This is a genomic window from Salinibacterium sp. M195 (genome assembly GCF_019443965.1).
GTDB lineage: Bacteria > Actinomycetota > Actinomycetes > Actinomycetales > Microbacteriaceae > Rhodoglobus.
In genome coordinates, this window is record NZ_CP040814.1 from 1882532 (window position 1) to 1896870 (window position 14339).

Sequence of the window (14339 nt, forward strand, 5' to 3'; positions counted from 1 at the left end):
GTCGGGACCTTGCGCGGCTGATGGTGTATATTTATCTCGACGTCAAGATACTTTTGACTTCGATCGCTGCCCACGCGGCGCGATACAGCCTTAGGCTTACCTTGCTGGATGCAGCACACGCTCCGCGCAAGGATTGAAGAACCGTAGCAAGGGAGATGACAGTGTCGACAGTCAATAGTTTTGGGTCGAAAGACACACTCACAGTCGGATCAACCGATTACGAAGTGTTCCGCATCGACAAGGTGCCGGGCTACGAGAAACTTCCGTTCAGCCTCAAGATTCTCCTCGAGAACCAGCTGCGAACAGAAGACGGGAAGAATGTCACTCAGTCGCAGATCGAGTCTCTCGGCTCCTGGGTTCCGAGCGCGGATCCCGACACGGAGATCCAGTTCACGCCTTCGCGTGTAGTCATGCAGGACTTCACCGGAGTCCCGTGCATCGTTGACCTCGCAACCATGCGTGAGGCTGTCGCTGAACTTGGCGGAGACCCCACCAAGATCAACCCTCTTGCTCCCGCAGAACTCGTCATCGATCACTCGGTCATCGCCGACCTCTTCGGTTCCGAAAATGCACTCGAGCGCAACGTGGAACTCGAATATGAGCGCAACGGCGAGCGCTACCAATTCCTCCGTTGGGGCCAGACTGCGTTCGACGACTTCAAGGTTGTCCCTCCCGGAACGGGAATCGTTCACCAGGTCAACATCGAGCACCTCGCTCGCGTTACCTACACGCGTGAAGTAGACGGCAAGACCCGCGCCTTCCCCGACACTCTCGTCGGCACCGATTCGCACACCACGATGGTCAATGGCCTTGGTGTGCTCGGATGGGGCGTCGGCGGAATTGAAGCCGAGGCAGCAATGCTCGGACAGCCCGTCTCCATGCTTATCCCCAAGGTCGTTGGTTTCAAGCTTCGCGGATCAATTCCTGCCGGTGTCACGGCTACCGACGTAGTACTCACCATCACGCAGATGCTCCGTCAGCACGGCGTTGTTGGCAAGTTCGTGGAGTTCTATGGCGAAGGAGTTGGCGCAGTGCCGCTCGCTAACCGCGCCACCATCGGAAACATGAGCCCCGAGTTCGGTTCGACCGCAGCGATGTTCCCGATCGACGACGTGACCCTCGACTACTTGCGCCTCACCGGGCGCAGCGAAGAGCAAGTCGAGCTCGTCGAAGCGTATTCGAAGCTTCAGTCGCTCTGGCATGACCCAAGCATTGAGCCAGCGTTCAGCGAGTACCTTGAGCTCGATTTGGGAACTGTGGTGCCATCGATTGCTGGACCGAAGCGTCCACAAGATCGCGTTGAGCTCAGTAACGCCAAGAAGCAGTTCGAGATCGACCTCAACAATTACGCGTCAAACGATCACTCCAAAGTTGACGCAGCTGTCGAAGGAACGTTCCCCGCGTCAGACCCGATTGGCCTGACCTCTCAGGATGAAAATTCGGCACACGAGCGTTCGCACACTCACGCCAGCCACGCGCCATACACCGCATCGTCGCCGACCTCGGTGAGCGTCGACGGGGGAGACTCGTTCACTCTCGACCACGGTGCCGTCGCGATCGCTGCGATCACCTCGTGCACGAACACCTCGAACCCTTCCGTCATGCTGGCCGCCGGACTTCTGGCACGGAATGCTGCGGCAAAGGGCCTGAAGTCGAAGCCGTGGGTCAAGACCACGCTTGCGCCGGGCTCCAAAGTTGTCACTGACTACTACGCGAAGTCTGGTCTCGACGTATCGCTAGAGGCTCTCGGCTTCTACACGGTTGGCTATGGCTGCACGACCTGTATCGGCAACTCTGGTCCGCTGCAGGATGAAATTTCCAGTGCAATCAATGAGAACGACCTCGCCGTCACCGCAGTGCTCTCGGGTAACCGTAACTTCGAAGGTCGCATTAACCCTGACGTCAAGATGAACTACCTAGCGAGCCCGCCCTTGGTTATCGCTTACGCGCTTGCAGGCTCGATGAACTTCGACTTCGACAGCGATGCTCTTGGTCAAGATCAGGACGGCAACGATGTCTTCTTGAAAGACATCTGGCCCGATGCATCCGAAGTCCAAGCGACAATCGATTCCTCGATCGACCGTGAAATGTTCACCCACGAGTACGCGGGTGTATTCGACGGCGACGAGCGTTGGCAGAACCTTCCTACGCCTACCGGTTCCACCTTCGAATGGGATGACGAGTCGACTTACGTACGAAAGCCCCCGTACTTCGAGGGAATGACAATGGAGATCACTCCAGTCAGCTCGATCACCGGCGCACGCGTTCTTGCAAAGCTGGGTGACTCGGTCACTACCGACCACATCAGCCCTGCTGGTTCGATCAAGGGCGACAGCCCCGCGGGAATCTACCTCAGTGAGCACGGCATCGACCGTAAGGACTTCAACTCCTACGGTTCGCGTCGCGGAAACCACGAAGTGATGATTCGCGGAACCTTCGCCAACATCCGTCTTCGCAACCAGCTTCTTGATGGCGTTGAGGGTGGCTACACTCGTGACTTCACCACGCCGGATGCCGCTCAGTCGTTCATCTACGACGCGGCTCAGAACTACGCAGCTCAGGAAACTCCGCTCGTTGTTCTTGGTGGTAAAGAGTACGGCTCTGGTTCGTCGCGTGACTGGGCGGCAAAGGGAACGAGCCTGCTCGGCGTCAAGGCAGTCATTTGTGAGAGCTTTGAGCGTATTCACCGCTCGAACCTCATCGGAATGGGTGTTCTGCCGCTCCAGTTCCCCGAAGGTCAGAGCTGGGAATCGCTCGGACTCGATGGCACCGAGAGCATCAGCATCACCGGTGTTGAAGAGCTCAACGATGACCGCATTCCGAGCACCCTGCATGTCGTAGCCGTGCCGACCGCACATTCGCCCGAAGGCAAGTCAACGGTTGAGTTTGATGCGAAACTGCGCATTGATACTCCGGGTGAAGCTGACTACTACCGCAACGGTGGAATTCTTCAATACGTATTGCGTTCGCTGGTTTAGCTAACGTTTTACTCCTGAAGCGCGTGGTTGAGAGTTTTGCTCTCGCCACGCGCTTTTTGTGTATGTCCCAGCGACTGGGCGCCGCCTTTGAACCTTGCGCGTCATCGTTCGATGAAACGCGAAGGAGCCTAGACTGGTTGTATGAATTTACTCGCGGGAATCAACGGTCCCCGAGATCTTGACGGTCTCTCCACTGCCCAGCTTGTTGAGTTGTCTCAAGAAATTCGCGAATTTCTGATCGAAAATGTCTCTCGTACCGGCGGGCACCTCGGACCCAACCTTGGCGTTGTCGAACTCACGACTGCTATCCACAAGGTTTTTGACTCGCCGCGCGACGCCATCGTCTTTGACACGGGCCACCAAAGTTACGTTCATAAAATCTTGACTGGGCGCAAGGATTTCACGAAGCTTCGGACTGAGGGTGGCCTAGCCGGGTATCCGCAACGGTCAGAGTCCGAGCACGACATAGTCGAGAGTTCTCATGCGTCGAGCTCGCTCTCCTGGGCGGACGGAATCTCTCGAGCATTCGAGATGACGGGACAAAGCGATCGCCATGTGATCGCTGTTGTTGGCGACGGCGCGCTTACCGGCGGCATGACGTGGGAAGCACTTAACAACATCAGCGACGATAACAGCCGCAATCTCGTCATCGTGGTCAACGACAACGGTCGTTCCTACGCGCCGACGATCGGCGGTATGGCTCACTTTCTGAACAGCGTGCGCACGCGACGCTCTTATCGTTCGCTCTACAGCAGCAGCCAGAGGTTCTTCGGTGCCTTTGGCGGCCCAGGGCGGGCGCTGTACCGCGGTATTCGCGGTGGAACCCACGGATTCCTTTCGCGTTTTAGCAACAATGAGGCGCTGTACTCGAATCTCGACATTAAGTACTTGGGGCCTGTTCACGGCCATGACATCGCCGCGCTAACCGAGGTCTTGGCTCAAGCTAAGGCTTATGGTGCGCCGGTGATTGTGCATGCCATCACGGAAAAAGGTCGTGGCTATGAGCCAGCACTCAGCGACGTGGCCGATCAATTTCACGCTGTTGGTCAGATCGACCCGGTAACGGGCGAGCCGATCCAATCGGGCGGTGCGGCGTCTTGGACATCAGTTTTCTCAGAGGAAATTGTCAAGCTGGCGGACGAGAACCCGCGGCTTGTAGGAATCACCGCGGCGATGTTGCGTCCGACGGGCCTTCATTTGTTCGCCGAAAAATATCCGAAACGTGTTCATGACGTGGGAATCGCTGAACAACATGCCGTGACTTCGGCAGCAGGTCTCGCCTTCGGAGGATTGCACCCCGTGGTTGCGCTGTACGCAACCTTCATGAACCGCGCGTTCGATCAAGTGCTGATGGATGTGGCGCTCCACCACGCCGGAGTAACGTTTGTGCTTGATCGCGCTGGGGTTACCGGCCCTGACGGCGCGAGTCACCATGGGATGTGGGACCTCGCCCTGCTTCAGGTAGTCCCACACATTCGGATTGCCGCGCCCCGAGACGCTGAGCGCCTGCGTGAGGAGTTAGGTGAAGCTGTGGTTGTGGAGGATGCTCCGACGGTCATTCGCTTCGCTAAAGGCAACGTCGGCACCTCCTACGACGCCGTTCGTCGCACTGCAGATGGCGTCGATGTGTTACGCGAAGACGCCCAGAAAGATGTACTCATCGTTACCGTTGGGTCGATGGCTAAGACAGGTCTGCAGGTAGCAGAACTTCTTGCGGCTCAGGGCATCGGAGCAACAGTCGTTGACCCGCGCTGGGTTGTTCCTGTCGCTCAAAGTGTGATCGATTTCTCCGCCGAGCACCGTCTGGTGATTACCATCGAGGATGGTGTTCGAGTCGGTGGAATTGGCACCCGCATCCGCCAAGACATGCGCGCGCAGGGGGTAGACACAGCAGTGAATGAGCTGGGCCTCCCGGCGGAATTCCTCGACCATGGCAGCCGCGATTACGTCCTCGATCAGGTTCGACTCACTCCGCAGCACATTGCTCGTGACGTCGTTGCACAGGTGCTCGGCAGCAAGATACCGATTGCGCGCCCGTTAAACGGTTCCGAATCAGAGGACGTGTCGCTGCGAGCCGAGCGCTCCTAGGCTTTTTCTCCCACACGGCTAACGAAAGAGGGCCGATCCAGAACGTTTCTGGATCGGCCCTCTTTCGCATTTTTACCGTGCAAAACAGGTGCTGCTATTGCACTCCGCGAATCTGCGGAGTGTGGAAGTTTCCGCCGAACGCACGCTCCGAAGCTCCTGCGCGATCGAGGTACGGGGTGACGCCACCCATCTGGAACGGGTAACCCGCACCGAGGATGAGGCACAGGTCGATATCCTCTGCAGCAGCCACTACGCCGTCTTCGAGCATCCGATGAATCTCGTCTGCCAGACCATCTTCGATCCTGATCTGAAGCTCCTCGGCGGTCATCGGTGAGTTGCCTCCCTTGACGATCTCGATGGCTTTCTTCGAGACGCCCTTCGACTTGCCCTTGCTGTCGCGATCGAAAATGAATCCGAGCTCGGCGAGCTTGTGCAAGTTCTTGCTTTCGAAGAAACGCTCGGGGAAGGCAGCGTGGTGGGTGTCGAGCACGTGAGCGCCGACCTTGAGGCCGACGAGTTCGAGCAATTCGAATGGAGTCATCGGCAGGCCGAACGGGCGAGTCGATTCTTCAACTACCTCGAACGGGGTCCCGGTATCTACCGCGTGCATGGCCTCACCGAGAACCTTGGCGAGAATACGGTTGACCACAAAACCGGGAGTATCGGTGGTGATGACAGCATTCTTGCGCAGGTTCTTGGCGGTAACCATGGCCGTTGCCAACGACTCATCGTTCGTGTGCGGAGTCTTCACAACCTCGATCAGCGGCATCACTGCAACCGGGTTGAAGAAGTGGAAGCCCACTACGCGCTCAGGGTGCTTGAGCTTGGCGCCGATCTGCTCAACGGATAGTGACGAAGTGTTCGTTGCCAAGATTGCTTCGTCGGAGATGTACTGCTCAACCTCTGCGAAGACAGCTTGCTTGGCGCCTAGCTCCTCATAGATTGCTTCGATGACCCAGTCGCAGTCAGCGAAGTCAGCCTTATTCGTTGTGCCAGTGACGAGCGCCTTAAGACGGTTGGTGTCGTCAGAGGAGAGGCGACCCTTCTCATGCAACTTATCGATCTCGGCGTGAATGGCGGCGACGCCGGCATCCGTTGCGGCCTGGTCGAGGTCAGTGATGACCACAGGGACCTGCAGTCGGCGGACGAACAGCAGTGCGAACTGACGTGCCATCAGCCCGGCGCCAATGACGCCGACCTTGGTCACCTTGCGAGCAAGGTCCTTGTCCGGGGCGCCTGCTGGTCGTTTTGCGCGCTTCTGAACGAGGTTGAAGGCATAAATGCTCGCCTGAAACTGGTCGCCCGAGATCATGTCGGCGAGGGCATTGTCTTCTGCTTCGAAGCCCGTCTTTTTGTCGGTGTTCTTGGCAGCCTTGAGCAAAGCGAGTGCAGCGTATGGCGACTTGGCAACGCGACCGATGCGGTTCGCCAGCATCTTGTCGGCGATGCCGATAGCGACATCCCACTTCACGGTGCGTTCAATCTTGCCCGGCTCGTTCTTGCGCTTGACCTTCGTGCTGCCATCGATGACGCCGTCAGCCCAGCGGATCGAATCTTCAAGGAAGTTCGCCGGACCAAACATGGCGTCAGCAATGCCGAGCTCGAAGGCCTCTGGGCCCTTGAGCATCCGGTTGTTCTTGAGTGGGTTCTCGATGACGACCTTGAGCGCGTTCTCGATGCCAATCAAGTTGGGGAGCAACCACGCGCCACCCCAGCCGGGGATGAGACCGAGGAAAACCTCGGGAAGCGCGAACGCGGGAACCGAGCTATCGATCGTGCGGTAGTCGGCGTTAAGAGGAATCTCGACACCGCCGCCCAGGGCGAGACCGTTGACGAACACGAACGAAGGCACGCCGAGTTCACTCAATTTTCCGAGCGCCCAGTGACCCAACTGGGCCATCTGCTTTCCCGTCTCGCGGTCAGGGATCTCACTGACCTTCGAGAGGTCAGCGCCGGCGGCGAAGATGAACGGCTTGCCGGTGACGGCAACACCGTGAATCTCGCCAGCGGTAGCCCGTTCCTTTTGTTCGTCGAGGACCTTGGCGAACTCGAGCAGAGTTGCCGGGCCAAGTGTATTTGGTCTGGTGTGGTCTTTGCCGTTGTCGAGCGTGATGAGCGCGAGGGTGCGACCTGCAGAGAGCGGCACATCGCGAACAAAGGAGTGGGTGATTACTTCGTCTTTAGCTAGATCAGAAAGTCGTGCGAACTGCTCGGTCATCGTTATTTTGCTCCCTTGTAGTTCGGGTTTTCCCAAATGACGGAACCGCCCTGTCCGAGACCGACACACATAGCAGTGAGGCCGTATTGCACCTCAGGGTGCTGTTCGAACTGCGCGGCGAGCTGGATCATGAGGCGAACACCTGATGACGCAAGGGGGTGCCCCATGGCAATCGCGCCGCCCCACTGGTTGACGCGAGGATCTTCGTCGTCGATGCCGAAGTGATCGAGCAAAGACAGAACCTGCACTGCGAACGCTTCATTGAGCTCAAACAGACCGATGTCGTTAATGGAGAGGCCTGCCTTGCGGAGTGCCTTCTCGGTCGAGGGGATCGGGCCGATGCCCATGATCTCGGGTTCCACGCCGGCGTAGGCGAAACTCACCATGCGCATCTTCGGCTTCAGTCCGAACTCGCGTGCGGCATCCCCACTAGCAATAATGCTTGCGGTTGCCCCGTCGTTGAGCCCTGAAGCATTGCCGGCGGTGATGCGGCCGTGGGAGCGGAAAGGCGTCTTGAGTCCAGCGAGTCCTTCGAGAGTGGTTTCGGGGCGAAGCCCCTCGTCGCGTGTGGCGAGCCCCCAGCCAGCTTCACTCTTTGTCGCAACAGAAATGAGGTCAGGCTGGATGTTGTTGGCTTCGTACGCGGCGGTTGCCCGCTGCTGGCTGCGCAATGCGAAGGCATCGGAACGCGCCTTGGTGAGATGCGGGAAACGGTCGTGCAGCTTCTCTGCGGTATTTCCCATGTTGAGAGCTTCAGGGTCGACAAGCTTCTCCGAGAGAAAACGAGGGTTCGGGTCAACGCCGGAACCCATGGGGTGATGCCCCATGTGCTCGACACCGCCGGCAATAGCAAGGTCGTAGGCGCCGAACGCGATTCCGCCTGCCACGTTGGTGACGGCAGTCATGGCACCAGCGCACATGCGGTCAATGGCGTAGCCAGGAACCGAAGTGGGTAGTCCTGCCAGCAGAGCTGCGCTACGGCCGATAGTGAGACCTTGATCGCCGGTCTGAGTCGTCGCGGCAATCGCGACCTCATCGAAGCGCTCGGTCGGAATCTGCGGGTTACGCTCCAGCAGCCCAATCATCGCCTTGACGACGAGATCATCAGCTCTGGTATTCCAGAACATGCCCTTCTCGCCAGCACGTCCAAATGGAGTACGGACTCCATCTACGAATACAATTTCGGTTTCCTTGGCCACAATGCCTCCACTAAATCCTTGGATATAGCACTGATCCTAGGTGGCCAAGATTGTGGTTTGGAATCCTTTGACTGTTCCTACGACTTGGTGTCGTCGGAGTCCTCAGGCGTTTGGTGGGCTTCAACAAAGGCTTGAGCAATTGACTGTGCAGAAGTGTCAATTTGCCATTGCCGAGCGCCCAACTCCACAAGGGCCACAGCGATACTTTCAGCGGTGACCTCCGCGGGGGGATTCCACGATATGCGCCGCAGATAATCCGGAGTAAGCAGATTCTCGATCGGAATCGCCATCTCCTCTGAGCGCTCAGACATCACGGCGCGTGCAGCCTTGAGCCGAACATCCGCCTCGGGATTTTTGTCGGACCACACTCGTGGAGGAGGAAGCGCATCGCTGGCAACGCGGGACGCGGGGATGTCGGTTGATGCGAGACCCGCTTGGATCGCATCCCACCAACGATCTATTTGAGTACGGCTGGCTCGACCGCTGAACTCTTTCATCGCGGACAGTTGGCGTTTTGACTCCGGAAGGAAGCGTGCGGCCGCGAGGAGAGCAGAATCAGGTACTAGACGACCAGGGGCAGTGTCGACTTCTTGGGCATAGACGTCGCGAGCGAGCCAAAGTTCGCGCGCAATGGCAAGGTTCTTTCCTCCACGAAGGGAGTGCACCCCGCTAAGCCGACGCCATGGTTCGGCGCGCACATTGCTGAGATCCCTGCCCAAGACGGAGTCAAACTCCTGCTGTGCAATGTCATGTTTATCTGCCGAATCAAGCAGATCACCGAGAGCTTCGCGCAGATCGACGAGAAGTTCCACATCGAGGGCCGCGTACACAAGCCAAGCTTGCGGCAGCGGACGCGTCGACCAGTCAGCAGACGAGTGCTCTTTCGCGAGGTGAATTCCGAGCAGATGCTCGACGACAGTCCCGAGTCCAACGCGGGGGAGTCCCGCGAGTCGCGCCCCAAGCTCAGTATCGAACAAGCGAGTGGGGTAAAGGCCGACTTCGCGCAGACACATGAGGTCCTGCGTCGCTGCGTGCAGGATCCACTCTTCGGCGGCGATCACGTCATTGAGCTCGGCAAAATCACCGATCGCTGGCGGGTCGAATAGAAAGGTTCCGGCTCCGCGGCGGTAAATCTGAATCAAGTACGCGCGCTGCGAATACCGGTAACCGCTGGCACGTTCGGCATCGATACCGATGGGGCCATCACCTGCTGCGATGGCTGCCACGGCGGCAAGATAATTCTCCCTATCGTCAATAACAACGACGGGGTCGTGAGGGGCTTGGGTTGCGTGCGACTCACCCTCAGGGGCTGCACTTTCCGGAACGCTACTCACGTCCAACTTTACGGGCCGACAACAGGGTGACTCCTTCAATCGCTGGTGGTAGACCCGCTAACATGCAGACCAATTCACTCCAGCCTTCCACATGTGCGGCCATATTGAGATCTTTCGGGCTCCACGAAGCGCGCAATTCTATCTGCGCGCCATCGGGCTGAGACTCAAGTTCTCCAAAACCGGTAGACAAAATTCGCGTCGCGGTTCCGGAGACTTGATCGTAGGTTGCGCCTCGGCTTCCCAGGGCGTCAACGAGCCACGACCACGTGACTTCACTGAGAAACGGATCGACACCAATCTCTGGTTCAAGTGGTGCTTGAGCGAAACAAATGATTCGAAATTCGCTTTCCCACGCATCCGGAACCTCAGGATCGTACAAGAGCACAAACCGACCGGTTCCCAGATCCGAATCTTCGCCATGACGCACAGGAGTGACGTCCGCAGCTAGGGCAAAAGACCACGGTGCGATCTGAGACGGCGCTGTGATTTCGGTCACAGCCAGCTCCGTGCGCAAGACTGCAGCACGAAGTGACTCAACCGCGGCAGCAAAGGCCGCAGGTGGCGTAGGTCCAGCAGGCGAATCGGGCACGAGTGAAGATTAGGCTTTGGGGGAACGATCGCTAGTGAGGCACGCCGCGTCCCTGCGGCTACGAGACGGAGGTTTTCGGATGCGAGCAGCAGGACGAGTGCGCGTCGTTGCCGGAATAGTCAGCGGAGTCGCGCTTGGTGTGACGGCGATCGGAGTCATAGGGCTGACCTTGAGCGCGGCACTTTCCGTAATGTTTGCGCGAAAGTTGGTGACCCCACCAGGCCGCGCAGAGAGTACGGTGCGGATTCTTGCGTTGGGCGAATCGACCATAGTGCTGACTGCGTCGATCGAAACTCGCGCACCGGGTCGTTTTAGTCTGTGGTTTGCCGACGAAGCCGGGCACGCGCGAATTGGTGCGGTAATTTCGCAAAGCCGGCGGTGGGTAGCGCGCGAGCTGCTCTCGGTTCAATTCGGGCAGCCCAAGGCCGGCGACAACGCCCGAACTAGCGGATGGTTCTATTTGACTCCCGCGGATCTTGGACTCGCGTACTCCGACGTTGTTATCGATACGGAGTTGGGTCCAGCGCCCGCCTGGCATATTCCGGCTGCTGAAGCGACTGCAACGTGGGCGATACATGTTCACGGTCGCGGTGTGCAGAGGCCAGAAACCGTGCGCGCGTTGAAAGAATTCTTCGATGCCGGGCTCACGTCACTCTCAGTGTCGTACCGCAACGATACTGAGGCACCAGATTCTGCTGATCGACGCTACGGTCTCGGCTCGACTGAATATCAGGATGTCGATGCCGCGATCTGCTTTGCTCAGCAGTCGGGTGCCGAGCGAATCATCCTGATGGGGTGGTCGATGGGTGGGGCAACCGTGTTGCAGACGTTGATGCTGTCGGCCAATCGAGCCATGATAATCGGGCTCATTCTCGACTCCCCGGTTATAGCGTGGGGGCCGATTATCGAGTTACATGGAGCGCTCAATCGAATTCCCGCGCCGATCCAAAGCGCGGCGAAGGCACTATTAGGTAGCGAGCAAGCACGGCTCCTCGTCGGCACCGACAACCCGCTCGATCTTCGTGCGATGAACTTTGTCGAACGAGCGGCGGAACTAGACAGACCAATTCTGCTCATGCACAGCTCAGACGATGCTTATGTTCCTGCTGCGCCGTCGCGGGCACTCGCCGAATTACGTCCTGACATTGTGACGTATGAAGAGTTCGAGATCGCCGGTCACACTCGGTTGTGGAACTACGACAGCGAACGGTGGCTGGGCGCGATTCGCGAGTGGCTGAGCATCCAACTAGCTAGTATCGCCAGCGATGAAGCGAGCTCCGACTACGTCACCAGTGCTGCTATTGCCGATGACCCAGATGCGCCTGGGGCGGCCTAAGCGAGGGTCTTTAGGCGGATCTGGCGTTTTGCTCGCGCCAGCATTCCGGTCATTCCGCGCAGCCGGAGCGGGCTCACCGCTTTGGCAAGGCCCAACGTCTGCGGAAAGTCATCAGAAAGACCCAATACTTCGCTCGTGCTGAGCCCGGAAAGGCCCTGCGCCAGAATCGACGCGAAGCCTCGCGTGGTCGGAGCCTCGGGGGGAGCAGTCGCGAACATGTGAACAGTATCGTTTTCGACTTCGATGAAGATGAAAACAGGGGACTGGCATTCCTCAACCCGCTCGAATAGATCGGGATGATCGCGATACCGGTCCGGCAGCTCCGGCAATTCGTTGGAAAACTCTAGGAGAAGCTGCAGCTGATCCCGAAGCTCAAGGCTCAAAAAATCGTCACGGATTTCAGCCAGTTGGGTCGGGATCTGCTGCTCGCTCATCGATTAAGTCTAACGCGAAGGAACGTCGCCCGGCTCAGTTCCGATAGCGATGGGAACCCGCACGAGAGAGCCCCACTCGGTCCAGGAACCGTCGTAGTTGCGAACGTTCGGGAACCCCATCAGGTAGTTCAGAACGAACCACGTGTGACTGGAGCGCTCACCGATACGGCAGTAAGCAACGATGTCGTCACCGTCATTGAGGCCAGCACCGTCGCGGTAGATCGTGTTGAGTTCAGACAGCGGACGGAACGTGCCATCTTCGGCAACAGCCTTTGACCATGGCACACTCTGAGCACTTGGAATGTGACCGGCGCGAAGAGCGCCTTCCTCCGGGTAGCCAGGAACTGTGGTGCGTGCGCCGCTGTATTCCTCAGGTGAACGGACATCGACGAGCGGGTTGCCGAGGTGCGCGAGCACGTCATCGCGGAAAGCGCGGATGACGGAGTCTTCGCGCTCCACAATCGGGTACTCGGTCGGCGTTGGAGACGGAACCTCGAGCGTGTACTCGCGGCCGTCCGCTTCCCACTTTGCTCGTCCGCCATCCATCAGCCGAACGTCTTCGTGGCCGAAGAGCGTAAAGACCCACAGGGCATAGGCAGCCCACCAGTTGGTCTTGTCGCCGTAGATCACCACGGTGCTGTCGCGCGAGATACCGCTGCGAGACATGAGCTCGGCGAAGCCTTCACCGTCGATGTAGTCGCGGGTGACGGGGTCGTTCAGGTCGGTGTGCCAGTCGATTTTGACGGCGCCGCGGATGTGACCGGTCTCGTACAGGAGAACATCTTCATCTGATTCCACGACGACGAGTCCTGGTTCGCCGAGGTGTTCTTCAACCCACTGAGCAGACACCAAGCGTTCAGGGTGGGAGAACTCAGAGAATTGAGGGGCCGGGTCGCGTTCGATAGTCATAGCTACCTCCGATTGTGAATGGAAAAACTGGCGCGGGCTTCAAACTAAGCTTGATTAGTCCCTTGCCCAAGAAAATTACGCATTCGCCGCTGATTACACCGCGTTGCCGTAAGACTGCGAAACATAACCGAGGCTGAGAATGAGCGCTACTGCGCCTACGACTCCTGAGCGTCTAGTCGATCGTATCCCGTCATTGACCGGAGCGCAGATGCTTGCCGAATTGGTGCCACCCCGCCAATTCACCGGAGCGACTTTAGATTCCTATCGGCCAGACCGGGATTACCAGTCTCAAGGCGCTGCCGTTGCCGCCATGCGCAATTTTTCGGCCGCGACAAAGCAGGGTGGTGGGCTGTTTTCGCGCAAGAAAGCTCCTGCAGCCAAACCGGGAATCTACTTAGACGGCGGTTTCGGGGTTGGCAAGACTCATTTGCTGGCCGCTTTGTGGCATCAGATGTCTGGTCGAAAGTACTTCGGCACTTTTATCGAATACACGGCCTTGGTCGGCGCGCTCGGTTACGCCCCGGCGGTTCAGCTACTGAAGGGTGCTTCGCTGGTCTGCATCGACGAATTCGAACTCGATGATCCGGGCGATACCCGTCTGATTTCTCGGCTTCTGTCTGAGCTGGTGGCCTCAGGCACGAAGATTGCGGCAACATCTAACACCCCACCAAACGCTCTCGGCGAAGGTCGGTTTGCTGCTCAAGACTTCTTGAGAGAGATCGACTCGCTCTCCGCCAAATTTGAGACTATTCGCATCGACGGGCTCGACTACCGCCGCCGCGACACTGGGGCGCATGCGATTGCGGTCGATGACGCGGCAGTGGAAATAGGCAAGGTTGCGGGCACGGTAACTTTGGACAGCTTTGATGAGGTGCTCAAGCACCTCTCTGGTGTGCATCCCTCTCGCTACGTAAAACTCATTGAGGGAATCGACGCGATTGGGCTGACGGGCGTGCATCCGTTTAAGAACCAGACGGATGCTCTGCGGTTCGTTGCCTTTGTCGATCGGCTCTACGACGCTCAAGTGCGTATTTATGCCGAGGGAACTGCTCTAGATGACGTCTTTCCCGACGACATGCTTGCCGGCGGGTACAGCAAGAAATATTTGCGCGCAGTCTCTCGTCTCATCGCGCTGACGTCTAACGCGACTTAGGCCAGATTTGCGACTAATCGCGATGAACGTCAGTGGTCGCGAGTGGTTCTTGCCTTAGCCATTGCGTCGATGCCCGACAAGGCATAAGACTATGCCCGGGG

At 58.2% G+C, this 14339-nt stretch carries 10 protein-coding genes; 4 read left to right on the forward strand and 6 right to left on the reverse strand.

Going from position 1 to position 14339, the window contains the following annotated elements; genetic code table 11:
• The first annotated feature begins 161 nt into the window (after window positions 1-161).
• Window positions 162-2978, forward strand: coding sequence for an aconitate hydratase AcnA (gene acnA, locus FFT87_RS08990; protein WP_304612876.1), 2817 nt, complete (start codon window positions 162-164; stop codon window positions 2976-2978).
• Between the two features lie 141 nt (window positions 2979-3119).
• Window positions 3120-5066, forward strand: coding sequence for a 1-deoxy-D-xylulose-5-phosphate synthase (gene dxs / locus FFT87_RS08995; protein ID WP_219948411.1), 1947 nt, complete (start codon window positions 3120-3122; stop codon window positions 5064-5066).
• A 94-nt stretch (window positions 5067-5160) separates the two neighbouring features.
• On the opposite strand, the gene FFT87_RS09000 is transcribed toward dxs, so the two are convergent.
• The 4 genes from FFT87_RS09000 to FFT87_RS09015 form a co-directional block, all read right to left on the reverse strand.
• Window positions 5161-7284 carry a 3-hydroxyacyl-CoA dehydrogenase NAD-binding domain-containing protein gene (locus tag FFT87_RS09000; protein WP_219948412.1) on the reverse strand — a complete coding sequence of 708 codons (2124 nt, stop codon included), beginning with the start codon at window positions 7282-7284 and terminating at the stop codon, window positions 5161-5163.
• A 2-nt stretch (window positions 7285-7286) separates the two neighbouring features.
• Complete coding sequence (locus FFT87_RS09005; protein ID WP_370628582.1) at window positions 7287-8411, reverse strand: acetyl-CoA C-acyltransferase; 1125 nt, start codon at window positions 8409-8411, stop codon at window positions 7287-7289.
• Between the two features lie 149 nt (window positions 8412-8560).
• A complete protein-coding gene (locus FFT87_RS09010) occupies window positions 8561-9817 on the reverse strand; it encodes an HRDC domain-containing protein (RefSeq protein WP_219948414.1) in 1257 nt (418 codons plus the stop codon).
• Entirely contained in the window at window positions 9810-10406 is a 597-nt protein-coding gene (locus tag FFT87_RS09015) for a DUF3000 domain-containing protein (RefSeq protein ID WP_219948415.1), read from the reverse strand. The genes FFT87_RS09010 and FFT87_RS09015 overlap by 8 nt, the downstream gene beginning before the upstream one ends.
• 79 nt (window positions 10407-10485) lie before the next feature.
• Here FFT87_RS09015 and FFT87_RS09020 point away from each other — a divergent pair, with 79 nt between their 5' ends.
• Window positions 10486-11742, forward strand: a complete 1257-nt coding sequence (locus FFT87_RS09020; protein WP_219948416.1) for an alpha/beta hydrolase — start codon at window positions 10486-10488, stop codon at window positions 11740-11742.
• Here the strand turns inward: FFT87_RS09020 and FFT87_RS09025 are convergent.
• Both FFT87_RS09025 and FFT87_RS09030 read right to left on the reverse strand, forming a co-directional pair.
• Complete coding sequence (locus tag FFT87_RS09025; RefSeq protein ID WP_219948417.1) at window positions 11739-12176, reverse strand: SufE family protein; 438 nt, start codon at window positions 12174-12176, stop codon at window positions 11739-11741. The two genes, FFT87_RS09020 and FFT87_RS09025, sit on opposite strands and share 4 nt — an antisense overlap.
• 9 nt (window positions 12177-12185) lie before the next feature.
• Window positions 12186-13085, reverse strand: coding sequence for a sulfurtransferase (locus FFT87_RS09030; protein ID WP_219948418.1), 900 nt, complete (start codon window positions 13083-13085; stop codon window positions 12186-12188).
• A 139-nt stretch (window positions 13086-13224) separates the two neighbouring features.
• Here FFT87_RS09030 and zapE point away from each other — a divergent pair, with 139 nt between their 5' ends.
• Window positions 13225-14238: a cell division protein ZapE gene (gene zapE, locus FFT87_RS09035; protein WP_219948419.1), complete on the forward strand. Its 1014-nt coding sequence runs from the start codon at window positions 13225-13227 to the stop codon at window positions 14236-14238.
• The last annotated feature ends 101 nt before the right edge of the window (window positions 14239-14339 follow it).